A 23,728-nucleotide genomic window follows, 5' to 3' on the forward strand; every position below is an offset into this window, starting at 1 on the left:
ACGCGAACAGGATCAGGGCAGGTCGAGACCGACGTCAAGGTTTGACGCAGAGTGAGTTAGCGCGCCAACGGAAATATAATCGACCCCGGTCTCGGCAATTGCGGCCACCGTATCGAGATTGACGCCGCCGGACGCTTCGGCCTTGCAGGCCCCGTCAATCATGGCGACCGCACGGCGTAGCGTGTCATTGTCCATATTATCAAGCAGGACAGCATGAGGCTTGAGGGGCAGGGCTTCTTCGAGCTGTTTCAGCGTGTCGACCTCGATCTCGATCATGCGCAAATGACCCGCATAGGCATGCGCCCGTTTCAGCGCTTCGGTGACCGATCCGCAGGCGGCGATGTGATTGTCCTTGATCAGGATGGCGTCATCGAGTCCGTACCTGTGCGAAGTCCCTCCGCCGCAACGCACAGCGCGCTTTTCCACGGCGCGGTGGCCCGGCGTCGTCTTGCGCGTGCAGACGATGGTGGCGTCCGTATGGGCCACTTTTTCAACGAAGGTCGCCGTCAGAGTCGCGATGCCCGACAGGCGGCCCAGGAAATTGAGCATCGTCCGCTCAGCGATCAGGATGGACCGGGCGGCGCCTGAAAGGGTCGCAATCGTATCGCCGGGCGAAAGCGCGTCGCCGTCCTGCATCACCTGATCGAGCGTGACACCGGGATCGACCAGTTTCAGTGCATAGGCTGCCGCATCCATCCCTGCGAGACGGCCCGGTTTTCTCGCGGCGATCTTGGCGTCGATCATCGTGCCGGGCTCGATCGTCGCATCGGTCGTCAGGTCTCCGGCGCGGCCGAGATCTTCAGACAGGGCGAGACGGACGATCGGGTCGAGAACGAGATCCGGAAGCGGTGGAGGTGCTATCATGTGGTGGCTTCTGCTTTGGCGGGTTCGGCTGGCAGCCGCGCAAATGTGCGCAGCGCCGTGTCCATGGTTTCAGGGAAGTCTGAGCGATAGTGACCGCCGCGGCTTTCCTCGCGGCTGAGCGCGGACGCGGCCATCAGGCGGGATGCTGACAGCGCGCGCGCATCGCCGTGCTGGACAGCGAGGGTGTCAATCTGCTCCAGCAGGCTGGCAAGCCCAACCGCGTCGCGCACAACGCCGCATTTCTCTGCCATGCCGAGGCGAAGGGTCTGAAGCGCATCGGCAGGCAGGTCATCGGGCACGTCGCCCGCAGACTTGGCCGGTTGGTTGAGGTCGGCCTCGCGCAGGCGGTCTGCGATGCGCGATGCAAACACTACGGCTTCGAGAAGCGAGTTGGAGGCGAGCCGGTTCGCGCCATGGGCGCCGGTCGACGCGCATTCGCCGCAAACCGAAAACCCATCCAGTGTCGAGCGTCCCCACATGTCCGCCACGACGCCGCCCATATGATAGTGCGCGGCGGGCGCGACCGGGATGGGTTTGACGCGCGGATCGATCCCCGCCGCCATGCAGGCGGCAAAGACGGTCGGGAAGTGGGCCGGGAAGTCCTGGCCGACAGCTTCGGTCGCATCGAGGAAGGCGCCCCGTCCGGCCGTTCGTTCAGAATGGATCGCACGGGCCACTTCATCACGCGGCGCGAGTTCGGCATCCTTGTGATAGCGGTGCATGAAGGGCTCGCCTTTGCGGTCGAGCAGGATCGCCCCTTCGCCGCGCAGGGCCTCGGTGGCAAGCGGGGCCGGGTCGAGGCCGACATCCATGGCGGTCGGGTGGAATTGGACGAATTCAGGGTCGGCAATCAGAGCGCCCGCCGACCAGGCCATGGCGAGCGCGTCGCCGCGTGACTGGGGCGGATTGGTCGTGACCCTGAACAGGCCGCCAGACCCGCCCGTACAGAAAACGGTCTCCCGGGCAGTGAGCGGCGACAGATTGCCCTTGCGGTCGCGAACGACAGCGCCCGCGATGCGTCCATTATCGTCCTGCAGCAGGCCGACAGCCCGGAACGGCCATTTGAGTGTGATATGATCGGCCGCCTGCACGGCTGCGGTGAGTGCGCCCATGATGGCCTTGCCGGCCAGATCACCGGCGACGCGGGCGACACGCGGGACCGAGTGCGCCGCCTCCAGTGAAAGCGCCAGCGCGCCTTCATCGGTACGGTCAAAGGGGACGCCCATTTCGATCAGGTCGAGCACGCGGGCCGGGCCTTCTTCGGCAATCAGGCGCGCGATGATCGGGTCAACCAGACCGGCGCCAGCGGCAACTGTATCGGCGGCGTGTGAGGCGGCTGTATCCATCGGGTCGAGAGCGGCGGCGAGGCCGCCTTGCGCCCATGCGGAAGAGGCCGCTTCGCCGAGCGGGGCAGGGGCGATAACCGTGCATTTGCGAGGCGCCAGCCGCAGCGCGAGGAACAGGCCAGCGAGACCGGCGCCCACGATGAGGATGTCCTCGCCGTGGCCGGGTTCGCTCGCTTCTATGCGCGTAGAATGGTTCATCTCAGCCCCCATAGCCGATCAGGAAATCGCGCCTTCCGCGCGCCGCCAGATGGCAGGGTACGCGCCGCTGCCAATCAATATGCCGTCCATGGTCGAGGCGTCCTTGATGACGAGCTGGAAGTGGTCAGGCAGGTAAGCTTCGCTCGGCTCACCTTCAAGGAAATTCACGATCGTCGATTGAACGCTCAGCACGTCATCCTCAACCGTCGCGGTGCAGCTTTGTTCAACCGTGTATAGCACGTCGACCGACGGGCAATCCTGACGGGCGGTCAGCTCACACCCGTAAGTGTCCGGCGTATCGCCGGGCATCAGGCGCGCCTGTCCGGAAAAGCTGCAGATCGGGTGCACTTCTGCTTCAAATGTCCAGAGGCCGGCAATATTTGGCGTGGCATCGAGATCGTCAGCGTGCGCTGGGCCGACAGTCAGGCAGAGTATAGCGGCGAGAGTAGCAGCAGAACGCTTCACGAAATGCCCTCTTCTGAGCGAATGAACTCGACCGGAGCGGTCGCCGCTGACACAAGTGAGCCATACATGCGTTCCGCGCTCTGAATGGTCAGCGCGAAATTATCCGGCACGTAGATCAGGCCTTCCATCTTGGATTCGAGAAACTGGTCGATTTCCGAGCGGATCGAAACCTGGTTGCCAAAGCGCCTGGCCGAGCATTGCTGCAGAACGACGGAGCGTCCCCACAGGGAGCAGACTTCAACCGCCGTCAGCTCACAATCGTAGACGCCTTCCTCGGGGTTTGGCGTCAGCCGGGCCGTGCCGCTCATCAGGCACTGGCCTTCGCGATAGGGTTTGGTGTGGAAGGTCCAATTACCAAGAATGTCGCTCGGATCCCGGTTTTCCGTCGCGCTTGCCACGGGAGTAGACATGGCCAGCGCCACAACGAGGCAGGTCATCAGGATAGAGCGCATGGGCAGACCTCCGGGAGGAAAGAGCTGAGGCGGGATCGCTGATCGTCAGCAAACCGCGCCAAAGCGGCGACTTCAAGGCATCAGGCGGCGGAAAAGACCTCGATCTCCATCGGCTTCAGCCCCGTTTCGAAGGCGAGCGGTTTGTCCGTTTTCGGAAGGGCCAGCATCGCATCGATCGCCTGTTTCGCCTTCACGCGCACGTCTTCTTCAATCTCGACTTTGTGCTCCATCGTGTTGAGACAGTCGAGAATATTCTCAAGGGTAATGCGCTTCATGTGCGGGCAGAGATTACATGGGCGGATGAAGTTCACGCCCGGATTCTCAGAGGCGACATTGTCGCTCATCGAACACTCGGTCAGCAGAACGACCTTGTTCGGGCTCTCATCCTTCACATAGTTGGCGAGGGCCGAGGTTGAGCCGGCAAAGTCGGCTGCTTCCAGGACATCTGGCGGGCATTCGGGGTGGGCCAGGATGACCACGCCGGGATGGGCGTCACGCAGCTGGTTGACATCATCGGCGCTGAACAGCTCATGCACCTCGCAAGCGCCCGGCCAGGTGATGATGCGGATGTCGGTCTGAGCGGCGACGTTCTTGGCAAGATACTGGTCCGGCACCAGGATGACGGTGTCGCTGTTCCATTCCTTCGCCACAGCCTCGACCACCTGCGCGGCATTCGAACTGGTGCAGGTGATGTGGCACTCGGCCTTCACGTCGGCTGTCGTGTTCACATAGGTAACGACCGGATAGTCAGGATATTTTTCCTTGATCAGGCGGACATCGGCGCCCGTAATCGAGGCTGCGAGCGAGCACCCGGCCTCAAGGCTCGGGATGAGTACGGTTTTCTCAGGCGCGAGAATCTTCGAGGTCTCGGCCATGAAGTGGACGCCGGCTTGCACGATGATATCAGCCTCGGTTTCGGCTGCTTCACGGGCGAGCTGGAGGCTGTCACCGCGAAAATCGCCGACGAGGCGGAAGATATCGGGTGTCATGTAATTGTGCGCCAGGATAACCGCATTCTTCTCTTTCTTGAGACGGTTGATCTCAGCCACGAGCGGCGCGACGGCTGGCCACTCCATCGGCGTAATGAAGTCGGACACGAGCGGGTAAAGCGCTTCGGTTTCAGCCTTCACGGCATCATTATACTCCAGACCGCGGGCTTCAGCAGCGTTTGCAGCGCGAAGCGGCGTCGGGGTCGGACAGCTCGGTCCGGAATCAATCAATCTGGCCATAATGGGGCCCTCCACGCTTTTGCTCAATATGAGCATTAGTTAGGTATACGAATGCCAGATTTCAAGACCTTCCGAGTGGAAGAGAGAGAAATCCAGCCTTCGCCACCCCTTATAGGCGGGGTGAGCAAAAGGCTGTGTAATCCGCGACTCTGAGGTTTGCAAGAGGCCTGTCTCAAAATAAATCGCTGCACGATCGCGTTCTGTTCCGCCGTGTCGGGGCCGGTCGACAAAAAAGATTCCCATAAGAGTCAGAGCCTTGTTTCGAAATTAAGATTCTGTTTACCAAAATTTTGTTGCGCGCCGGAACAAAAGGGGAATAGATGAGCAGGAACGGAAGGAGAACAACATGGAACGGGTCAATTTTTGCGGACGCTCTGGGCGCCCGGTCGCATTTTCCAGAATGGCATCTGACAGCGCGTGGGCGCGGCGGCCCGGACTCGCTCTGTTTGCCGCCCGTGACACCTATGGCTGGCGGATCATTCGCATGGTCGAGATGACGGGTCGCATGCATGACGTTCAGCCCTTCTGGGCAGAGCTCGACGCGCAGCGCTACGGTGCGTCGGCCATCTTTGTTCACGATGAAACTGATTTCGAGGTCCGTCGCGCCCTGATGAGCGACCTCGAAGCAGGGCTGAGCCCGGTCTTCCCGGCTTTTACCGGTGCTCAGCCCGAAAGCTTGCGCCTCGCGGCGTAATGGAGGGGGTGCTGGTGCTATTCACCAGTCGGCACCGGCACCCCGTTTTATTGTTCGAGGCGCTCGGCGTACCAGGCTTCAATGTCCTTCTCGACCATTGAGAGCGGCCGAGGCCCGCCGCGCAGCAACGCCGAATTGAAGCCCTGCTCGGTAAATCGCCCGGTCAGAACGGCTTCGGCCCGATCTCGCATGTCGAGGATCCTGTTGCGACCATAGAAATAGGCGGACGCCTGGCCGGGCCAGACGGCATAGCGGGCGACTTCTTCCTCCATCGCCTCGCGTGGAAACCCGGTTGTGTCGGTGAGATAGGTCACGGCCTGGTCAAAGCTCCAGCCCTGCGAATGGATACCTGTATCCACGACGAGACGGGCCGCCCGCAAAAGAATGGATTGCAGATAGCCGATCCGGCCCAGCGGGTCGCCAGCGTAAAGACCGGCGCCGTCGGCGAGGTCTTCAGCGTACACCGCCCAGCCCTCACCATAGGCCGTATTCCAGATCATCTGGCGCAGCAGGGGCATCCGGCTGGCCTGCGCCACGCTGGCGCTTTCGATATGGTGTCCCGGAATGCCTTCATGGTGGAGCAGGGTGGCGAGCGTGAAGTCCGGCCATTGTGTCAGGTCCGCCAGATTGATCTGGAAGAGGGCAGGGCTCGACCCGTTGGCAGCGGCGGGAATGTAGGACGCGCCTGCAAACGCGTCTTCCTTGTAGGCCGGCATCCGGGTGATCACCAGACTCGAAGTTGGCGGCGACTCCAGAAGCCGCGGCATGATTTCCGACGCAGCGCTCGATTGCTGGCGAAGCCGCTCGAGAACCTGATCACGGCCTTCCTGATCGTCTGCATAGATCTGGCCCGGCGATGCGGTCAGCAGGCGCAAGCGGTCGACCACGCTGCCGTCGGTCAGCCCTATCGCGGCGAAGGCATTGTCGATCTCGGCCTGGATATCCGCGATTGCGGCCAGCCCTTCATCGTGAAGGAAATCCGGGGTGACGCCGTCCTCGGTATAGAAGGCGAGAATATCACGGTAATAGGCGGCTGAAGCGTCTGTTTCGCCTTGGCCCGATGGGGCGGCGGGGCTTGAGATTTCAAGCCTGGGCGCGTCCGGCGCGTCGAGTTTCAGCTCTGCAACCTTGTCAGCAAATGAGAGATAGGCCGGAAAGATGCGGTCGCTCATAAGGCGGCGGGCCGTCGCGCTGTAGTCTGCCTGGGTAAAGTCTTCATCTGACCCAAGACCGCTAATGACCGAGTCGAACCGCCGGATGAGCGGATGGGTTTCGAGGTCTTCATTTGCAAACTGGCGAAGGCGTTGTTCCAGCCGGTCGAGAACGAAACGTGGGGGAATGACGCCATTCGCGGCATCTGAAACCAGCCGTCTCTCTTCATCGGCGATCGCACCGGGCAGGGCATCCAGCCGCGCCAGGAAATCGTCCGCTTCGCGATACGAACCCAGCGGCTGGCTCGAGATGAGAAGGTCGGGCACGTCCACCCAGGCACCGCTCAGCTGATCGACGGCATAGGGCCGGGCCAGACCAAGTTCATACCGGCCAAACCCGTAGGATTCCAGGCGGGTCAGCGCTTCATATTGGGAGCGTATGATTTCAAGGTGGCGGGCGAGCCGGCTGTCATCTGGCAGGGTGGGGGTGGCGTTGAGGCGCTCCAGCATTTCCAGCCGCAGCAGGCGTTTGCGCTCGAAACGGGCTTGCGAGCGATCGTCCAGCTTGTCCTGGAAGGTCTGGCCGATGCGCGTTTCTTCAAGGCCCAGCCGGCTCGCGGTTTCTGGTGACAGCGCCAGCTCTGCGAAAGCAGTGTCCCGGAACGTCTGCTCGATCTCCTGCACCGTCCGTCTCGCGATACCGTCTTCGTTCACGGGCGGCGAGCAAGCGGTCAGCGCGGTCGTTGCGAGCGCCAGCATGCAGAGCTGGTTTTTGGCTGGAAAACTCATTCTGAATGATCCCGGTCGGCGGTCAATAACATGACAGTATGATTAAACTCGCAGTTCAAAAGCCGTTCTACGGTTGTGAGTGGTAAGCATATTCGATAAACCCCGCCGATCTAATTAACAGGAGTTTCCCCGTGGAAAACACTCAGCCAGCACAGCCAACGCCGCTTAGTGGGCAGGTTCTCTTCTATTCCAACCCACAGCCGCTCTCTGCCGAGAAGCATGCTGGCCTTGGTATTAAGCAAGTGGAAAAGCCATTCGCTTTTCTTGGCAAGGCACATGCTGTTCCGCTGACCGTCAATGAGTTTGGCCTGGCTGCGACCTCCTACCCAATCCTGTTCGTCGGTGAAGAGCGCACGCCGATTGGGGCCATGGGCATTCGTCAGAATGAGAACCTGTTCGTCACGGCTGAGGGCGAGATTGACGCCGATTACTATGTTCCGGCCTTCGCCCGCCGCTATCCGTTCGTCTTCGCGAATGACCAGCAAGCCCAGCGCCTGCTGCTCTGTGTCGATCGCGACGCGGAGATGGTGAGCAACCAGCCGGAAGTTCCGTTTTTCGAGAATGGCGAACTCAGCCCGTTCACAAAGAATGCGATGGAGTTCTGTCAGGAATTCGAGCGCCAGCGCCAGAGCACCGAAGTGTTCGTCCGCACGCTGCGCGACCTTGACCTGTTCACCATGAAATCGGCCACCTTCCAGCCGCGTGACCCGCAGGGCAATCCGACCGGCGATCAGCAGACGCTGGCAGAATACTGGGCCATTGACGAGCAGAAGGTGCAAGCCCTTCCCGCCGAAAAGGCCGAAGAGCTGAACCGCAATGGTGTTCTCGCGGCTTGCGCGGCGGCCTCCATTTCGCTGCTCAACTGGTCGCGTCTCATCAATCGCGCGCTCAAGACGCAGAACAATCCGATCACGGCGGCCAATCAGTCCCCGACCCCGCAAGGCGGATCTGAAGGTCCAAGCTTCCAGATCTAAACGTTTACTGGCTTCATATTGATGCCAGACAATTCATGCGGCCCGGTAATCTGCCGGGCCGTTTTTTGTGCAACAAACGCCTCACGTTTAGGAGAGGTGGTTCCATTCGCCCCCAAATGCAGCATATCCCTTCGCAGAACGATAACTCTGAGCGACTATTGCAGGGGAATGATGAAAACGCTGATCCAGCTTCTTGCGCTATGGCTTGCGACGATCGCGGCGATGGCCCCCTCCATGGCCGAACCGGTCGATGGCGGGCATGCCCGTGTCGACTTCATAAGCGAGCGCGAAGTCGCAACGCCGGGCGAAACCGTGTGGCTCGGATTTGATTTCGAGCTCGATCCCAAATGGCACATCTACTGGCTGAATGCAGGCGATGCCGGCATCCCGCCTGAAATGTTCTGGTCTGAAGAGACCACCATAGACGAAGCCGCGATCGGGGAGATCAACTGGCCGGCGCCCGAGCTTATTCCAGTCGTCGAAGGCGAGATCATGGATTATGGCTACAGCGACCGCGTTGTGCTGCCGTTTCCGGTAAAGATCCCGGAGGACGCAGACGACACGATCCGCTTTGACGGCACGCTCGACTATCTGATCTGCGAGGACATCTGCATTCCAGAGCGCGTCGACCTGACGCTTTACCTCGATATTGGAACGGCCCAGACGCCTGACCTTGTAGGTGCGGACAAGATCGCTGCATCGCTTGCCAGCATTCCGCCTGAGCTCGATGGAACCGCCCGCCTCAGCGAGGAAGGCGATCGTTGGGTCCTGTCCGTCACGGGCGATCAGATTGCGGGCATGACCGGCGAGGCGCGCTTCTTTCCTGAAACCCATGACATCATCCACTCAGCCGACCAGCCTCACGAGTTCGGAGATGACGGCGTCCGGCTCACCCTGACGCCCGATAGCGATGCGCGCCCTGAAACACTGGCGGGTATCCTGACCATCCATCCCGAAGACGGCGGAGACCCGGTTTCGGTCAATATCGACGCAAGTCCAGGCGAGGCCCTCGACGGCACGACGGGCATTCCCGGCGCGAGCAGGAGCGGCCAGGGCGCCGGGGCAGTCGGCGGCGCAAGCCTTGTCATCATGCTCGGCCTGGCACTGCTTGGCGGGCTGATCCTGAACCTCATGCCGTGCGTGCTGCCCGTGCTTTCAATCAAGGCTGTCGGCATGGTGCAGGCGGCCGCCCAGGGCGAGAACGCTCATCTGCGTGAGCATGGCATCTGGTACACGGTTGGCGTCCTGCTTTCATTCGCGGCGACGGCGCTGGTTTTCCTGACATTGCGGACCGCAGGCCAGTTCGTCAGCCTCGGTTTTCAGCTGCAATATCCTGCCATTGTTGCAGCACTTGCGCTTGTGATGGTGCTGATCGGCCTCTGGTTGCTCGGTGTTTTCCATCTCGGCACGTCCGTCCAGAATGTCGGGTCGGGCCTCGCCAGCAAGCGGGGTAATGTCGGGGCCTTCTTCACAGGCGTCCTGGCAGCAGTTGTCGGCGCGCCCTGCGTCGGGCCATTCGTCGGCGTCGCGCTGGGGGCTGTGCTGGACAAACCATGGCCGGTCGTCATGGCGGTCTTCCTCGTGCTTGGCTTTGGCCTCGCCCTGCCATTCCTGGTGCTGAGCTTCATCCCTGGCCTGCACAAGGCCTTGCCCAAGCCGGGCGCGTGGATGGAGCGCCTCAAACAGGCCTTCGCTTTCCCGATGTTCCTGACGGCGGCGTGGTTGATCACGGTCCTTGGCAATCACCCCGCTGCGGGTGCAACGGCGTTTGGCGCCGTCATCCTGGCCTTCGGCATCTGGCTGATGAGCGAGTCCGGCGGAAAACTCCGCGTGCCGGTGCTTGCCGTCGGGGCCGCGCTCAGCCTCTTCGCGATTGGCTGGCCGATCATGGCTGGCCTCGAAGAAGGGCCGGCCGACAACAGTGTCGAGACGTATGCGTCCGTCACGCCAGAGCAATGGTCGAATGAGAAAGTTGCCGAACTCGTCTCCGCAGGCGAGGGGGTCTTTGTAGACTTCACCGCAAGCTGGTGCGCGACCTGCCAGGTCAACAAGCGCACCACGCTGACAAAGCCCGACGTGCTCGACGCCATGGCTCAAGCGAATGTGAATTTCCTTGTCGCCGATTTCACTAGGCCCAATGACGAGATTGCGGCAGAGTTGAAAAAACGTGGAAGCCCCGGCGTCCCGCTCTATCTTCTCTATGCGCCCGGTGAGAGCGACCCTGAAATTTTGCCGACCCTGCTCAATCCAGCGATGATGAAGCGCAAATTCGGGGCTTTCGACACCGCCGCCCTCAACGACGATTAGGGAGTTTGTTCATGACCACCTTTACCCGCCGCAGAATCAGCCTCGCCTCCGGAATGGCGGCCGCTGTCGCTCTCAGCGCCGGCGCACTGATCGCCTTCTCCGCCGAAGCCTCACCGGCGGCTGAACCAGGCACGGCTGCGCCTGGCTTCACAGGGACGACGAGCACGGGCGACGAAGTTTCCCTGTCCGATTTTGAGGGCAAGACGGTCGTTCTGGAATGGACGAATGATGGCTGCCCGTTCGTGAAGAAGCATTATGCAGAGCCGCCGGAAAACATGCAGACGCTGCAAGGCGAGGATGCTGCGGGCGACGATATCGTCTGGCTTCAGGTCATTTCTTCAGCGCCTGGAAAGCAAGGCTATGTCGATGGCGCCGGGGCCGATCAGATCAATGCTGACCGGGGCGCGGCGCCTGACCATGTGATCCTTGATCCATCCGGCGACATCGGCCGCCTCTACGGGGCCAAGACCACGCCGCACATGTTCGTCATCAAGGGTGACAGCGAAATCGCCTATGCCGGCGCGATCGACTCGATCCGTTCGGCCCGCGTTGAAGATATCGCGACCGCTGACAATTATGTCCGCGCCGCGCTTGATGCCGTGGAAGCCGGCGAGGCCGTCGAAGTGGCGTCTTCCAAGCCTTATGGCTGCTCGGTAAAATACTGATTTTCAGGTGATGCTGAATTTATCGTCCGGCTGCTGCAATGCGGCCGGACGATTTTTTACGGCCCTTACTTTTCGCGGCGCACCCGGAAAGCGCGCCCGCCATCAAGCTTCATCATGAAGCTGCCCAGGGCAGCGCTTTTGATTGTCGCCATTTCGGCGCCTTTGCGTTTTGAGTAACGCACTTCTTCATAGCCAATCTGATACCAGACCTGTCCGTTCTCCAGATAGACGGTGAGCTTGCCGGTCCGGCTTTTCTCGATGCGGTCGATCGGCAGGGTGACTTCCTTGATCTGACCGTCATCCTTGCCATTGCCAAATTTCGGCATGACCAGTTTTGGAAGGCTGGGAAGATTAAAGCCGAACGAGTCGCGCTGGACTTCATCGACTTCCTCGCGCGTGACGGTGACAACTTCGCCGGACTCTTCTGCAAGTTTCAGACGGCCAACGGCGGCGTCATAGCAGGCCAGGCGTTCAGAATCCTCAGCGATATCCGAGCAGGCATAAACAGCCGAGGTTGAAACAGGTTGGCTGGCTTCTTCAGCGAAAGATGGCATGACTATGCCCAGCATGGCGCCGCTTAGTAGCAAAATTTTATTCATGCCCGTTCGTCTCCTGCTCAGTTCTGCCGCGCTCTCTTCCCAAGAGCGCGCTCGTCTGAGACACTATGACAAGACCGATAGATAATGGAAGTTCTGGAAACATATGATCAAATCACTGAAGTCTTCGCTTCTGGCGGCCTCTGCCGCCGGCCTGGTTCTGACGCTCGCAGCATGCGGCGGTGGCGGGTCTTCATCTGATGATGATGCAAAGGTGCTGCGCCGCGGTATCTCGGCAAAGGTCGATACGCTCGATCCGCACCGCTCTTCGGCGAAGTGGGAAAACATCGTCATTTCGGACATGATCGTCGGCCTGATGACGATCACGCCAGACCGCGAAGTGATCCCGGGCGTCGCTGAAAGCTGGGAGACGAGCGAAGATGGCCTGACCTGGACGTTCAAGCTGAAAGAGACGGTGTGGTCGGATGGTGAGCCCGTCACGGCAGATGACTTCGTCTACGCCTTCCGCCGTATCCAGGACCCGGCAATCGCGTCGCAATACTCCTCGCTTCTCTACATCGTGAAGAATGCGGCTCAGGTGAATTCGGGTGAGCTGCCACCGGAAGAACTGGGTGTTCGCGCGGTTGATGACTACACATTCGAGATTACGCTGGAAGAACCAGCGCCATACCTGCTCGGCCTTATGACGCACTACACGACCTACCCGGTGCCCAAACACATCGTCGAGCAATACGGAGAAAGCTGGATCCAGCCGGACAATATCGAGGTCAACGGGCCTTACAAACTGGCTTACTGGCGGACAGGCGACCAGCTCGTCTCGGAAAAGAACCCGCTCTACTATGAAGCTGACGAAGTGTGCTTCGACCGTGTCGCCTATTTCGAGCTTGAAGACTCCGCTGCCGTGGAGCGCAAGATCGAAGCTGGCGATATGGACATCAATAATGGCTTTGATGGCGGCCGGACCGAGGAACTCGAGGCGAAGTTTCCAGGCTGGGTCCGCACGGCGCCAAGCCTGATCACCACTTACTGGACGCTGAATACCAGCCAGGAGCCGTTCACCGATGTGCGCGTGCGCAAGGCGCTCGCCATGGCGCTGGACCGTGAATTCATCGTCGATAAGGTGCTGACGCCTGGTTACATCCCGGCCTACTCATTCGTGCCGCCCACAATGAGCAATTACGATGTCGAGCGCCCGGAAGTCAGCTTCAAGGATCTGAGCCGGGACGAGCGGCTTGCTGAAGCCAAATCCCTGCTTGAGGATGCCGGCTACGGGCCGGACAATCCGCTGGACTTCGAGTTCATCTATCGGTCCACCGACGACAATCCGAAAGTTGCGCCGGTCGCCCAGGCCAATTGGGAGGACATCGCGCCATGGGTAAACGCCCAGATCCTGAAACAGGATACCAAAGTGCTGTATGCGCGCCTTCGCCAGAGCGATTTCGAGGCAGCAGACGGGGCGTGGGTTGCGGATTTCGATGATCCGATCAACTTCCTCTATCTTCTGGATTCCACGACCGGCCAGCAGAACTATGGCCGCTACGACAATGCTGAGTATGATAATCTGCTGGCACAGGCGAGCCAGGAGCGCGACCTTGAGGCCCGCGCGCAGATTTTCGCCGAGGCCGAAAAGCTGATGCTTGAAGACTATCCGATCACGCCGATGTGGATTCAGGTCACCAAGAACCTTGTCGACCCGAGCATTACAGGCTGGGCTGAAAACGCACAGGACGATCACCTGTCGCGCTGGATGTGCCGGGCTGACACGGAAGCCGAAAGTGTGAGCGGCGACGCAGAAACAGCCGGCGAATAAGCAGACCATCTGCGAGGGGGAGCGAGATGAGTTCGGAAATGGAGACCCTGGGCACCGCGTCACTCGGTAGCCTTGGAACGTCGAAGAGAGCTGATCTGTCAGGCCAGCCTTGCCGCAATTGTGGCGAGATGGTCGATCAACGCCACTGTCCGCGCTGCGGGCAGCTGGCGGCGAGCTTTCATCGCCCGTTCCTGTCGCTCATTTTCGAGACTGTTTCAGACTCTCTCGCCCTTGATGGCCGCATCGCGCGAACCTTGCCGCTTCTGATGTTCCGGCCGGGCGTGCTGACGCGCCGGTACAATGAAGGAAAGCGTGCCCGCTATGTGCCGCCCTTCAGGCTGTTCCTGCTGTCCTCGCTGATCTTCTATTTCGTCGTCTTTGCCCTGCTGGATGGGCAGACCTGGACCAAGCAACCGCTCGTGCTCGACGGCGGCGATGTCATGACGGAGCAGGAAGCCGCCGAGCTGCAGCAGGAATTGAAGGATGCCGGAGTAGAAACTGGGCCGAGCTGGATGCGGTTCGGTACCGGCGACGATCCTTCGATGAGCGATGAGGCGGGCGATGAAGAAACGCCCACCACGTCAGACGGCGATGCAAACACCGATACAACCGGCGAGGCAGACGCCGACGCCGAGACTGGCACGCCAGCCGATAGCGACTTCGAAAGTGAAATCGAAGAGCGCATTCGACGGATCGCCGACAATCCGAGACTGTTTTTCATGGCCCTGCAGGACTGGGCACCGCGGCTCAGCCTGATGCTGGTTCCGTTGACCATGCTGACGCTGGCGCTGATGTATTTCTGGAAGCGGAAACTCTACACCTACAATCACGCGATCCACGCCTTCCATCTGCACACATGGATGTACCTTGCGGGGACGGTCGCCGTCGTGCTGTCGCTTGCGACGGGGCCAGGCGTATGGGGCGTCTTCCTCCTGGTCGTTCCCATTTACGTATTGCTCAGTCTGCGAGGGGCCTATGGCACTGGCTTTTTCATGGGGTTCCTCAGGACGGCGCTGCTGGGCTTTGTCTGGTTGATCGGCCTTTCCGTGCTCACGGCCTTCACCTTCCTTGCAAGCGTGTTTTCGGTCTAGAACGGCCCAGCTGAATTGCTTCTCTGGTCCGCCGCGACTATTGGCACACCGTGACCCGAAATCGCCCGATCCCGCACATCAAGGCCGAAGACGCCGCGTACATTCGCTCGCTCCTTATCCATGAGGATGACAAGCTGCTGGCCTTCAACAAGCCGTCTGGCCTGGCTGTTCAGACCGCTGGCGGACGAGGCCAGTCGCTCGATTTCCTGCTCTGGGCGTTTGCAAAGTCGAATGGCAAGCGGCCCAAGCTGGTCCATCGGATCGATTCCGGCACATCGGGCGTGCTCGTTGTCGCCCGCACCAAGCCGGCAGCCGCTCACCTGTCGGAACAGTTCTCAGGGCGCACAGCCCGAAAGACCTACACAGCCCTGATTTCAGGCGACGTTCCCGGCGCAGACAGCGGCGTAATCGCGACTGCGCTCAAAAAGGTCCCATCAGATCGCGGCGGCCGCGAAAAGATGATCGCGGCAACCGATGATGAGAGGGGGGCGCAATCTGCGCGGACGGCCTGGCGCATTCTCGCGCGATCAGGAAACCACGCGATGGTTGAGGCCCGGCCGGAAACAGGACGGATGCACCAGATCCGCGCTCATTTTGCCATCATGGGATGCCCGATCATCGGCGATCGTATCTACGGCACGGGAAAAATGTCGGCAGAGCGATTGATGCTGCATGCGGCCCGTCTCGAGATCATCCATCCCGATGGCGACCCCCTGTCATTGTCCGCGCCCTTGCCAGATGACTTTGTCGCGCAGGCCAAGCGGGCATCGCTGACCGTTTAGCTTTCGGTCGCAGGCGTCAGTTTGATCAGTCGGCCGCCATCCTCGTCTTCAAGGACATAGATTGAGCCGTCGGGACCTTGTTCGACTTCCCGGATGCGCTTGCCCCATTCATACCGTTCAGCCTCGGCCGCTGTGGTTTCCATCGTGTTGGACGTGCCGCCAGCACCTTGATTATCGAGCGGCTCCTGCTCGAACTCGACGCGAATGAGCGCCTGCGAAGACAGTCCGCCGATGAAGGCATCACCCTGCCAGTCGCTGAACAGGCTGCCATCATAAATGATGAGGCCGGCGGGGCTGATCACCGGTGTCCAGGAGACAGCCGGGTTTTCATAGATCGGGTTCTCTTCGTGATTGGCCGGGAATTGCTTGCCATTATAGTGCTCGCCATTCGAGACATAGGGATAGCCGTAATTCTCGCCCTTCACGATGCGGTTGAGTTCGTCGCCGCCTTTCGGTCCCATCTCATGCGCCCAGAGCTGGCCGTCGGCATCAAACGCGACGCCCAGCATGTTGCGATGGCCGAGCGACCAGATCGTGTCGGCGACGGCGCCATTGCCATAGAAGGGGTTGTCGTCGAGCGGCTCACCATCGGTCGTGACGCGGATTATCTTGCCGAGATTCATGTCCATGTTCTGCGCAGGGCTGAATTTCTGGCGCTCGCCGGACGTGATGATGAGATTGCCGTCCGGTGCGATGGCGAGGCGGTGGCTGTAATGGCCGTTTCCGGGCACTTTCTGTGACTGCTCCCAGATACGGGTCACGTCTGACAGCGATCCTCCATCGGCGGTCAGCGTCAGCATGGCTTTGTCGACAACAGCGCCGCTTAGCGAGTCATCATCGGCGTCGCGCTCGACATAGGAGATGAACACCTCGCCGCTGTCGCCATCGAAACCATCGCCGAGAATGATGTCTCCAAGACCGCCCTGGCCGCGCGCGGTGACAGACGGCACGCCGCTGATTTCACCCAGTTTCTTGCCATTCGTATCAAGCAGCCAGAGAGCGCCACCCTTTTCGGTGACCAGGGCCCGTCCGTCAGGCAGGAAGGTCATGGCCCACGCACTGTCAAAGGTTTCGAGCGGCGTCGCTGTCAGCGCAGTGCCTTCGCTGCCGGTGATGGAAAGCGGCTCGGTCGTCTGGGCCGTGGCGCAGGCGCCAAGGGCAATAAAAGAGGCAGCGGTTGCAATCAGGCGGGGCGATAGCGTGTTCATGAGAAACCTTTCCGGAATTCTGAGCTTTGATGAGGGAGCTATCTCACCTACGCCTCGCGTCCAGTTTGGTTTCGATCAGCCGGCGTCGAACACGTTCACACCACCGTGATCGCCGATGGCCTCCATCGCGCCATTCAGGATGCGGCAGACGATGCTGCAAGCGCGTTCAGCCCGAATGACGGTCGCCACTATCGTTTTGCCTGCAATCGCCGTAAAAGCCCGCCCATGAACGGATTTCTCTATGTGGCGCTCGGCGGCGCGATCGGGGCCAGCCTGCGGCATGGCGCGGGGCTGGCGGCGGACCCCGGATAGCATTGCACGTCGGTGCCGCGTGCTCATCTACTCGCTGAACAAAATTTAGGAGGGGAGCGCCAAGCCTATCAGACCAGCGACTATTGAAAGTGTGCCCAACCCATACATCCATGCGATTGTGGATTTGTGTTCTTTTTCACTCGCCTCATCGGGTGGCGTTCCGTACGTTTTATCCATGTGCTCATTTTCTTTGGCATTCCAGAACCGCAAGACCGTGGCCCAGATGATGAGCAATGCGCCTAATACAAAAAATGCTGACATTCGAACACCTTTTCATTCTGAATAATTCTCTTTGAATGGAAGACGATCCCGAGTCCTTTGAAACGCTTTTCCAGTCATGCGACCTTGCGACGGTAAGTAGATCGGCCCAGGAAAACTAGCCATAGGCTCGTCGTATTTGGTAACGCGCGCAGATACTTCGAGAACGTATGTCTTTGAGTAAATGTGGTTTGTCAAAGACTGTAGTACTCGATTGTACTGGCCGGCGATCGATCGCATGCAACAACAATCCCTCTTCAGTATAAACTGGGGTGCGTAGTTCACGTCTGACACCCCTGTCTTTTCTTCACCAATCGACGTAAAAGCCCGCCTATGAACGGATTTCTCTATGTAGCGCTCGGCGGCGCGATCGGGGCGAGCCTGCGGCATGGCGCGGGGCTGGCGGCGGTGCGTCTTGGCCTCGGCGGCTGGCCTTGGGCCACTTTCTTCGTGAACTTGCTCGGCAGTCTCCTGATGGGGCTGCTCATCGGCTTTCTGGCGTTCAAGGGCGACGCGCTTGGCGGTGGACAGGACACGCGTCTCTTCCTCGCAACCGGCTTGCTCGGCGGCTTCACGACCTTCTCGGCCTTTTCCCTCGAGATGGCTCAATACATCCAGAAGGACGACTGGACCCGCGCCGTGGCCTATGCTGGCCTCTCCGTCATTCTGGGCCTCTCCCTGGTCCTCGCAGGCATGTTCATCATGCGAAAGGTACTCGCATGAACCAGCAGGTCATCAATGAAACCGTCAGCCCGAAAGAAGAGGGCGTCCGCCTCGACCGGTGGGTGAAACGCCGTTTGCCAGTGACGCAGGGCCAGCTCGAAAAGCTGCTTCGCTCCGGCCAGATCCGGGTCGATGGCAGCCGCGCGAAGGCCAATACAAGGCTGGAAGCCGGCATGGTCGTGCGCCTTCCGCCTGTCCATAAGCCGACGGCTGAAGAGAAGCAGGCCTACAAGCCCGGCAAGACCTCGTCGCGGGATGAACAGTTCATGCGCGAGATGGTCGTCTACGAAGATGATGACATGTTCGCGCTCAACAAGCCGTCCGGCATCGCCGTTCAGGGCGGGACAAAGCAGGGCGGGCGTCATATCGATGGCCTGCTCGACGTTCTCTCGGATGGCGAATACCGGCCAAAGCTGGTCCACCGGCTCGACAAGGAAACGTCGGGTCTGTTGCTGATTGCCCGCCATCCGGCATCGGCCGCGCGCCTTGGTGAGCTGTTCCGCTCTCGTGACATGGAGAAGGCCTACTGGGCCGTCACCGTGGGTGCCCCCAAACCGCCGGCAGGGCAGGTCCGTTGCTGGATGACAAAAGGGCAGGGGCCTGAAGGGCGCGAGCGCATGGTCCAGTGCGCCCAGAATGATGAAGGCGCGCGCCACGCCATCACCGATTATGTGACGGTTTCGCAGGCCGCACAGAAAGCCGCCTGGGTGGCTCTTCGTCCGCAGACGGGCCGCATGCACCAGCTGCGGTTCCACATGCATGAGATCGGCGCGTCCATCCTTGGCGACGACAAGTATGTAACCCGCCGTGAGATCCCGCAGGGTGTCGCTTCCGGCCTGCACCTGCATGCCCGCGCGCTGCTGATTCCGCGGCCGAACAAGAAGCCCTTGCTTCTGAAGGCGCCGCTGTCGGGCCATATGAAAGAGACGTTCAAGACGCTCGGCTTTCTGGAAGAAGAGGCCGGGAACGACCCGTTCGAGCTGTTCATCTAGCGCCCTCACGCAACCTGCATTAGTCATAAACGGCGCGAATCCTGCAGGATGCGCGGTGAAGTTGGACAATGAGCGGGAAAAGGGGTGAATGAACGGGAGTGATCCATTCGAACGACGGGCCATGGCCCTTTTCAGCCAGGCCCTCGAGCGCGATGACGATGAGCGCGAAGCGTGGCTGCGCCAGAAATGCGCCGGCGATGACGCCCTGCTCAACCGTGTTCTCACCCTTCTCAACATCGACAGCTCAGACACCGAGATCCTCCGAACGGGAGGAGCAGGCCAGGACACACTCGACGATCCGGACCCCGAACGCGCCGGCGCCTACCGGATTATCGGTCTCATTGGCCGCGGCGGTATGGGCGCGGTCTATGAAGGCGAGCGCGACACAGGCGATTTCCAGCACAGGGTCGCCATCAAGATCATTCGCCGCGGCGCGCTAAGCGACAGCCTCATCACCCGCTTCGAGACAGAACGACAGATCCTTGCCCGGCTCGGCCATCCGAATATCGCGCGCCTGTTTGATGGCGGCTATCTGGATGACGGGTCACCCTTTATGGTGATGGAGTTCGTCGACGGGGCCCCGGTTCTGGATTGGGCGGACGACCAGTCCCTGTCCCTTCCGCAGCGCCTGGAACTCTTCAGCGCTATTTGCGAGGCGATTGCTCACGCGCATCGCAACATGATTGTCCACCGCGATATCACGCCCTCGAATGTCCTGGTTACGAATGAGGGTATCGTCAAAGTCATCGACTTTGGCATCGCACGGCCGCAGATTTCAGATCCCGAAGATGAAGCTGCGCAAAGCGTGACGAGCTTCCAGACCTACACGCCCGGTTATGCCGCGCCTGAACGGCTCGCCGGCGCCAACGTCAACGCCTTGTCTGATGTGTTCTCGCTTGGAAAGCTGCTGAAGGATCTGACGGCGGGCTATTCCTCGGCTGATCTGACGGCCCTCATCGACCGGGCCACAGCGACAAGTCCAGAGGATCGATACACATCCGTCGACGCCTTGCTCGATGATCTGCAGCGCCTGCAAAGTGGGCGCGTGCTGGCCGCGCGCGGCCGCAGCCTGCCCTACACATTCTCAAGATTTGTCGGTCGCAACAAAGCGGCCGTGACCCTGGCCTCGGTCGCCCTGGTCAGCCTTGTTGCCGGCCTGATCACCACCACGATCCTCTATCAGCGCGCCGAAGCAGAACGGGCGGCAGCAGACCAGCGGTTTTCGCAAGTCCGCTCGCTCGCCAGTTTCATGATGTTCGACCTCTATGATGAGCTGGAAAAGATCAGCGGCAACACGCGAACCATCTCCATGCTCGCCGATGAGGCCGATAATTACCTGCAATCCCTCGCCAATGATGAGCGCGCATCGCTCGAGGTGAAGCTGGACACGGTGAACGGGCTGAAACGCCTTGCCGACATCATGGGAAATCCGAAAAACCAGAACATGGGCAAGCGAATTGAAGCCGGCCCCCTGCTTGAACAGGCCCTGCAGGAGGCCGAAGACCTGCTGGCCCAGCACCCTGACAATGACGAGGTCAAGCGAAGCCTTGCCGATATCGCGTTCTCTGCGGCCACGCATACCTATGTCACCAGCGATAAATATGATTTGGCGCATGACGAGGCTGTGCGCTCTGCAGAATTATGGGCTGAGTTGGCCGCGCGTCCGGACGCCAGCTTCAACGATGAGCGCCAGGCCGTCCGCGCCTATATGCTAACCGCCGTTCCGCTGCCTTGGATGGGCCAGCATAAGGAAGCGATCGACATCCTGAAAACCGCGCGCCAACGCGGACAGGACCTTGTCTCGGCGCACCCGGACGAAATCGAAGCGGTCAATCTGCTCGGCTCCATCAATGTCGAGCTCGCCCGCGCCATCGTCCGGGCGCGGGGCTCCATCGACAGTGAAGAACATGATCTTCCGTACTGGAATGACGCGATCAGACTGCGCCATGAGGCCTATGAGCGCGACCCGGACGCCATAGGGCCGTATCGCAGCTTGGTCGCGATCTACATTGGCCGCGCCGCATCCTGGCGGGGGTTGGAGGAGTATGACGAAGCCTATGAGGATACATTGTCGGCCGAGCGCATTGCTGTCGAGCTTCTGGAAGATGACCCTGACGATGCCTGGATCCGGCGCCACCTCGGCGGAATCCGGGAAGAGAAAATAAGGACGCTGTCTTATGCGGGACGTCACGAAGAGGCGGTCGATCAGGCCGACGACGTCCTGGAGAACGCACACGCTGAGTTTAAAAAGGCCAGCGACGATGTGGGCATCAAGCGGGAATTTGCCTATGCGCTGGTACTCATCGCGGAAGTTTACGACCGGGCGGGCAAAACCGCTCAGATGTGCGAGACCGCAGCAGAAGCCCGATTGATCTGGGATGAGCTGGACGTTGAAACCGACATATCGGAACTAGACCGCCAGGGCTCGATCGATACGCTGCAGACGCTTGAGCAGTCCTGCGAATAGGGCCATCAGGCCTGTTATCCGCAAGATCCACACAAGGTAGCCACGTCGATATGTCGTTGAAACTCGCCATCTGGGACATGGATGGCACCATTGTTGATAGCCGCGAAGTCATCCGGACGGCCATGTGCCGGGCCTTCGCCGATTGCGGCCTGCCGGAGCCCAGATATGACGACATACGCAAGACGATCGGTCTTGGCCTGGAAGACGTTTGCCGCACACTCGCGCCTGATTATCACGACATTCCAGGGCTGATCGCCGCCTACAGGAACGCTTTTGTCCTCCGCCGCGCCGAAAAAGATTTCAGGGAGCCGCTCTATGACGGCGCCATGCAGACGCTGGAACGGCTAGCCAATGATAACTGGTTGATCGCCATGGCGACCGGGAAGTCACATCGCGGCATCCGCGCCGTTTTCGAGATGCATCCACTCGAGCAGTATTTCGACACGATCTGGTGCGCCGATGACGGCCCCGGAAAACCTCACCCCTTCATGGTGGAGCAGGCGATGGCCGCCGTTGGTGCAGAGGCGCATCAATCCCTCATCATCGGTGACGCGATTCATGACATCGCCATGGGCCGCAATGCTGGCATTCATACGATGGGCGTCAGCTGGGGCTTTGGCGAAACGGCTGAGCTCGAAGCGGCGGGCGCACACGAAGTCCACCATGATTATGCGAGCCTGAATGACGGTCTCGACCAATTCGTTTTAGCTAAATCAGAAAATTGAGGAACCCCTTCGCAGGTGCAGCGTTGGTAGTTTGGTTACCAAGGCAAATAAGGGGAACCTCAATGAAAAAACCACTTCTCGCACTGCTTTTCGCATTCGGCGCCGCTGGCACGTCCATGATTGCCGCCTGCGATAGCAATGATGGTCCGGCTGAAGAAGCTGGCGAAGAAATTGATGAAGCAGCCGACGACGTAGAAGACGCTGTCGACTAGATAGCCGCGGAACAGAAAGTTCTGAAGGGCCGCCCCGGAGATGGGGCGGCTCTTTGCATTGTTGGCCTAAGGTTCTGTTTTAACAGTGATAAAGTTCAGTCCCTGTGGATCGCTTTCTCTTGATGCGCGTTGGTTAGATAGATCAACGAACAATACAAAGGCAGACCCATGAAATTCAGCATCGACTATTTCCTCACAGGTATGGCGGTCGCTGCAGTGGGCGGCGGTGTACTCGCGCTTTCAGCATGGTCCAGCCCCCCTCAGAACTCGCTCGAAACAACATTCACGCAAGCCGACTACGCTGCCTTCGACCGCAATTTCCAGCGCGGAGACGAAACCTGTGAAGTCGGCTTTGCCGAACGCGGTCTCTGCTTCCGTTCATCGAGCCTCGAAAATAACATTGTCGAGGGAGAGCGCTTTCCCGATACGATGTATCCGCTGGCGCTGGAGTGGCGCGCTGCGCTCGACATGCCGCGCAAGGCGGACACTATCAAGACCGTTCGCATCGGCCGCACCATTGCCTTGATGGACCGCGAGACCCGTCAGGTTATCGATACAATGCGCCTTGATCAGACGAGCTTTGCAGACGCGACGCTTCCAACGTCCGGCTAGAACCTGACAAGACCCGTTTCAATTTAGCCTTACCCATGTCAGGAAGCCGGTCATGACGCCGACACCTGACAGGGCCGCAGGCCTGCCAAAACGTTTCTATAAAACTGCGACGCCAACCTCTGTGGATGGCGGGTGGCGCATCGAGCTTGATGGCCGCCCATTGAAGACGCCCGCAAAGCAGGATTTCGTTCTGCCCAGCGAGGCGCTTGCCCAACTCATTGCTGAAGAATGGGAAGGGCAGGGGGACGCCATCGATCCTGAGACAATGCCTTTGACCCGTCTCGTCAACGTCGCGCTGGACCGGACCCCGCAGGCCCGCGAAGACCTCGCCGCTGAAATTGCGAAATACGCCGAAACCGATCTTGTGTGTCACCTCGCCGAGAGCCCGGTAGGCCTACGGGAACGACAGGATGCTGGCTGGAAGCCACTTCGCGAGTGGGCGGGAAAGAAATTGGATATTGTCCTGGTCCCCGTCGAAGGCATCATCGCTTCGCCGCAACCGCAGTCCTCACTGCAGGCCGCGTTCGATCACGCCCTGTCTCGAGATGACCTGACGCTGACCGGCCTGACTTGGGCCTGCGGTCTGCTCGGCTCCTGCGTCCTCGCTTACGCCCTTCTGGAGGACAGAGTGGACGCGGGCACCGCATTCGCCCTCTCACGCATCGACGAAGACTGGCAGATTGAACATTGGGGCGAAGACGCCGAGGCTAAGGATGCCGCCAATGCCCGCCAGCGCGACGCCGAAGCCCTGGGAGCCTTTTTCCGGGCCCTCGACTAGGGTCGGCGCGTCTACACTCGTTATTATATTTGAAAAGCCATTGAACCGCCCAGCCTCTCCCGCGTTG

The 23,728-nt window shown here is 60.2% G+C and carries 24 protein-coding genes; 14 read left to right on the forward strand and 10 right to left on the reverse strand.

Features of this window, described 5'->3' with window-relative positions:
- Positions 1-12: 12 nt before the first annotated feature.
- The 5 genes from nadC to nadA all read right to left on the reverse strand — a co-directional run bounded on the left by nadC (position 13) and on the right by nadA (position 4,554).
- On the reverse strand, positions 13-864 hold the full coding sequence (nadC, locus tag WNY37_RS07830; protein ID WP_342972907.1) for a carboxylating nicotinate-nucleotide diphosphorylase: 852 nt from the start codon (positions 862-864) through the stop codon (positions 13-15).
- Complete coding sequence (locus WNY37_RS07835) at positions 861-2,408, reverse strand: L-aspartate oxidase (RefSeq protein WP_342972908.1); 1,548 nt, start codon at positions 2,406-2,408, stop codon at positions 861-863. Before WNY37_RS07835 ends, nadC begins: the two co-directional genes overlap by 4 nt.
- An 18-nt stretch (positions 2,409-2,426) precedes the next feature.
- Positions 2,427-2,873 carry a hypothetical protein gene (locus tag WNY37_RS07840; RefSeq protein ID WP_342972909.1) on the reverse strand — a complete coding sequence of 149 codons (447 nt, stop codon included), beginning with the start codon at positions 2,871-2,873 and terminating at the stop codon, positions 2,427-2,429.
- The gene (locus tag WNY37_RS07845; RefSeq protein WP_342972910.1) at positions 2,870-3,325 is read right to left on the reverse strand and encodes a hypothetical protein; all 456 of its coding nucleotides are present in this window, start codon (positions 3,323-3,325) and stop codon (positions 2,870-2,872) included. The genes WNY37_RS07840 and WNY37_RS07845 overlap by 4 nt, the downstream gene beginning before the upstream one ends.
- Positions 3,326-3,405: 80 nt before the next feature.
- Entirely contained in the window at positions 3,406-4,554 is a 1,149-nt protein-coding gene (gene nadA / locus WNY37_RS07850; RefSeq protein WP_342972911.1) for a quinolinate synthase NadA, read from the reverse strand.
- A 346-nt stretch (positions 4,555-4,900) separates the two neighbouring features.
- Between nadA and WNY37_RS07855 the strand changes: the two genes are divergently transcribed.
- On the forward strand, positions 4,901-5,248 hold the full coding sequence (locus WNY37_RS07855; RefSeq protein ID WP_342972912.1) for a hypothetical protein: 348 nt from the start codon (positions 4,901-4,903) through the stop codon (positions 5,246-5,248).
- A gap of 47 nt (positions 5,249-5,295) precedes the next feature.
- Here the strand turns inward: WNY37_RS07855 and WNY37_RS07860 are convergent, their stop codons facing one another.
- Complete coding sequence (locus WNY37_RS07860) at positions 5,296-7,188, reverse strand: DUF885 family protein (RefSeq protein WP_342972913.1); 1,893 nt, start codon at positions 7,186-7,188, stop codon at positions 5,296-5,298.
- Positions 7,189-7,319: 131 nt separating this feature from the next.
- Here WNY37_RS07860 and WNY37_RS07865 point away from each other — a divergent pair, with 131 nt between their 5' ends.
- The 3 genes from WNY37_RS07865 (at position 7,320) to WNY37_RS07875 (ending at position 11,134) form a co-directional block, all read left to right on the forward strand.
- Entirely contained in the window at positions 7,320-8,162 is an 843-nt protein-coding gene (locus WNY37_RS07865) for a SapC family protein (RefSeq protein WP_342972914.1), read from the forward strand.
- Positions 8,163-8,333: 171 nt separating this feature from the next.
- Positions 8,334-10,469, forward strand: a complete 2,136-nt coding sequence (locus WNY37_RS07870) for a protein-disulfide reductase DsbD domain-containing protein (RefSeq protein WP_342972915.1) — start codon at positions 8,334-8,336, stop codon at positions 10,467-10,469.
- An 11-nt stretch (positions 10,470-10,480) separates the two neighbouring features.
- Positions 10,481-11,134, forward strand: coding sequence for a redoxin domain-containing protein (locus tag WNY37_RS07875; RefSeq protein ID WP_342972916.1), 654 nt, complete (start codon positions 10,481-10,483; stop codon positions 11,132-11,134).
- A 65-nt stretch (positions 11,135-11,199) separates the two neighbouring features.
- Here WNY37_RS07875 and WNY37_RS07880 read toward each other — a convergent pair whose 3' ends face one another.
- A complete protein-coding gene (locus WNY37_RS07880; RefSeq protein WP_342972917.1) occupies positions 11,200-11,733 on the reverse strand; it encodes a hypothetical protein in 534 nt (177 codons plus the stop codon).
- 103 nt (positions 11,734-11,836) lie between these two features.
- Here WNY37_RS07880 and WNY37_RS07885 point away from each other — a divergent pair, with 103 nt between their 5' ends.
- Genes WNY37_RS07885 through WNY37_RS07895 form a run of 3 tightly spaced genes read left to right on the forward strand, consistent with a single transcriptional unit; the run spans position 11,837 to position 15,374 of the window.
- Complete coding sequence (locus WNY37_RS07885) at positions 11,837-13,501, forward strand: peptide ABC transporter substrate-binding protein (RefSeq protein ID WP_342972918.1); 1,665 nt, start codon at positions 11,837-11,839, stop codon at positions 13,499-13,501.
- 26 nt (positions 13,502-13,527) lie between these two features.
- A complete protein-coding gene (locus WNY37_RS07890) occupies positions 13,528-14,592 on the forward strand; it encodes a DUF3667 domain-containing protein (RefSeq protein WP_342972919.1) in 1,065 nt (354 codons plus the stop codon).
- A gap of 50 nt (positions 14,593-14,642) precedes the next feature.
- Entirely contained in the window at positions 14,643-15,374 is a 732-nt protein-coding gene (locus tag WNY37_RS07895) for an RluA family pseudouridine synthase (RefSeq protein WP_342972920.1), read from the forward strand.
- On the opposite strand, the gene WNY37_RS07900 is transcribed toward WNY37_RS07895, so the two are convergent.
- The 3 genes from WNY37_RS07900 to WNY37_RS07910 all read right to left on the reverse strand — a co-directional run bounded on the left by WNY37_RS07900 (position 15,371) and on the right by WNY37_RS07910 (position 17,155).
- On the reverse strand, positions 15,371-16,582 hold the full coding sequence (locus WNY37_RS07900) for a PQQ-dependent sugar dehydrogenase (RefSeq protein WP_342972921.1): 1,212 nt from the start codon (positions 16,580-16,582) through the stop codon (positions 15,371-15,373). The genes WNY37_RS07895 and WNY37_RS07900 overlap by 4 nt on opposite strands.
- A gap of 75 nt (positions 16,583-16,657) precedes the next feature.
- Positions 16,658-16,921, reverse strand: coding sequence for a hypothetical protein (locus WNY37_RS07905; RefSeq protein WP_342972922.1), 264 nt, complete (start codon positions 16,919-16,921; stop codon positions 16,658-16,660).
- Positions 16,922-16,939: 18 nt separating this feature from the next.
- Entirely contained in the window at positions 16,940-17,155 is a 216-nt protein-coding gene (locus WNY37_RS07910; RefSeq protein ID WP_342972923.1) for a hypothetical protein, read from the reverse strand.
- Between the two features lie 330 nt (positions 17,156-17,485).
- On the opposite strand from WNY37_RS07910, the gene WNY37_RS07915 reads away from it, so the two are divergent.
- The 7 genes from WNY37_RS07915 to WNY37_RS07945 all read left to right on the forward strand — a co-directional run bounded on the left by WNY37_RS07915 (position 17,486) and on the right by WNY37_RS07945 (position 23,661).
- A complete protein-coding gene (locus WNY37_RS07915; RefSeq protein ID WP_342972924.1) occupies positions 17,486-17,875 on the forward strand; it encodes a CrcB family protein in 390 nt (129 codons plus the stop codon).
- Entirely contained in the window at positions 17,872-18,867 is a 996-nt protein-coding gene (locus tag WNY37_RS07920; protein ID WP_342972925.1) for an RluA family pseudouridine synthase, read from the forward strand. The genes WNY37_RS07915 and WNY37_RS07920 overlap by 4 nt, the downstream gene beginning before the upstream one ends.
- 88 nt (positions 18,868-18,955) lie before the next feature.
- Entirely contained in the window at positions 18,956-21,334 is a 2,379-nt protein-coding gene (locus WNY37_RS07925; protein ID WP_342972926.1) for a serine/threonine-protein kinase, read from the forward strand.
- Positions 21,335-21,384: 50 nt separating this feature from the next.
- Positions 21,385-22,059 (forward strand): HAD-IA family hydrolase, encoded by a 675-nt coding sequence (locus tag WNY37_RS07930; protein WP_342972927.1) that lies wholly within the window; start codon positions 21,385-21,387, stop codon positions 22,057-22,059.
- 62 nt (positions 22,060-22,121) lie between these two features.
- A complete protein-coding gene (locus WNY37_RS07935; protein WP_342972928.1) occupies positions 22,122-22,271 on the forward strand; it encodes a hypothetical protein in 150 nt (49 codons plus the stop codon).
- A gap of 168 nt (positions 22,272-22,439) precedes the next feature.
- Positions 22,440-22,883, forward strand: coding sequence for a hypothetical protein (locus tag WNY37_RS07940; RefSeq protein WP_342972929.1), 444 nt, complete (start codon positions 22,440-22,442; stop codon positions 22,881-22,883).
- Positions 22,884-22,935: 52 nt separating this feature from the next.
- The gene (locus WNY37_RS07945; protein WP_342972930.1) at positions 22,936-23,661 is read left to right on the forward strand and encodes an ATP12 family protein; all 726 of its coding nucleotides are present in this window, start codon (positions 22,936-22,938) and stop codon (positions 23,659-23,661) included.
- Positions 23,662-23,728: the final 67 nt, after the last annotated feature.

The organism is Henriciella sp. AS95 (genome assembly GCF_038900055.1).
Classification (GTDB): Bacteria; Pseudomonadota; Alphaproteobacteria; order Caulobacterales; family Hyphomonadaceae; genus Henriciella.

Excerpts from the sequence above, each read along its gene's own strand:
- WNY37_RS07880 (WP_342972917.1), bottom strand. The coding sequence starts at position 11,733 with ATGAATAAAATTTTGCTACTAAGCGGCGCCATGCTGGGCATAGTCATG.
- WNY37_RS07940 (WP_342972929.1), top strand. The coding sequence starts at position 22,440 with ATGAAATTCAGCATCGACTATTTCCTCACAGGTATGGCGGTCGCTGCA.
- WNY37_RS07935 (WP_342972928.1), top strand. The coding sequence starts at position 22,122 with ATGAAAAAACCACTTCTCGCACTGCTTTTCGCATTCGGCGCCGCTGGC.
- nadC (WP_342972907.1), bottom strand. The coding sequence starts at position 864 with ATGATAGCACCTCCACCGCTTCCGGATCTCGTTCTCGACCCGATCGTC.
- WNY37_RS07930 (WP_342972927.1), top strand. The coding sequence starts at position 21,385 with ATGTCGTTGAAACTCGCCATCTGGGACATGGATGGCACCATTGTTGAT.
- WNY37_RS07900 (WP_342972921.1), bottom strand. The coding sequence starts at position 16,582 with ATGAACACGCTATCGCCCCGCCTGATTGCAACCGCTGCCTCTTTTATT.
- WNY37_RS07885 (WP_342972918.1), top strand. The coding sequence starts at position 11,837 with ATGATCAAATCACTGAAGTCTTCGCTTCTGGCGGCCTCTGCCGCCGGC.
- WNY37_RS07890 (WP_342972919.1), top strand. The coding sequence starts at position 13,528 with ATGAGTTCGGAAATGGAGACCCTGGGCACCGCGTCACTCGGTAGCCTT.
- nadA (WP_342972911.1), bottom strand. The coding sequence starts at position 4,554 with ATGGCCAGATTGATTGATTCCGGACCGAGCTGTCCGACCCCGACGCCG.
- WNY37_RS07855 (WP_342972912.1), top strand. The coding sequence starts at position 4,901 with ATGGAACGGGTCAATTTTTGCGGACGCTCTGGGCGCCCGGTCGCATTT.
- WNY37_RS07835 (WP_342972908.1), bottom strand. The coding sequence starts at position 2,408 with ATGAACCATTCTACGCGCATAGAAGCGAGCGAACCCGGCCACGGCGAG.
- WNY37_RS07945 (WP_342972930.1), top strand. The coding sequence starts at position 22,936 with ATGACGCCGACACCTGACAGGGCCGCAGGCCTGCCAAAACGTTTCTAT.
- WNY37_RS07915 (WP_342972924.1), top strand. The coding sequence starts at position 17,486 with ATGAACGGATTTCTCTATGTAGCGCTCGGCGGCGCGATCGGGGCGAGC.
- WNY37_RS07845 (WP_342972910.1), bottom strand. The coding sequence starts at position 3,325 with ATGCGCTCTATCCTGATGACCTGCCTCGTTGTGGCGCTGGCCATGTCT.
- WNY37_RS07860 (WP_342972913.1), bottom strand. The coding sequence starts at position 7,188 with ATGAGTTTTCCAGCCAAAAACCAGCTCTGCATGCTGGCGCTCGCAACG.
- WNY37_RS07925 (WP_342972926.1), top strand. The coding sequence starts at position 18,956 with ATGAACGGGAGTGATCCATTCGAACGACGGGCCATGGCCCTTTTCAGC.
- WNY37_RS07910 (WP_342972923.1), bottom strand. The coding sequence starts at position 17,155 with ATGTCAGCATTTTTTGTATTAGGCGCATTGCTCATCATCTGGGCCACG.
- WNY37_RS07920 (WP_342972925.1), top strand. The coding sequence starts at position 17,872 with ATGAACCAGCAGGTCATCAATGAAACCGTCAGCCCGAAAGAAGAGGGC.
- WNY37_RS07875 (WP_342972916.1), top strand. The coding sequence starts at position 10,481 with ATGACCACCTTTACCCGCCGCAGAATCAGCCTCGCCTCCGGAATGGCG.
- WNY37_RS07870 (WP_342972915.1), top strand. The coding sequence starts at position 8,334 with ATGAAAACGCTGATCCAGCTTCTTGCGCTATGGCTTGCGACGATCGCG.
- WNY37_RS07905 (WP_342972922.1), bottom strand. The coding sequence starts at position 16,921 with ATGAGCACGCGGCACCGACGTGCAATGCTATCCGGGGTCCGCCGCCAG.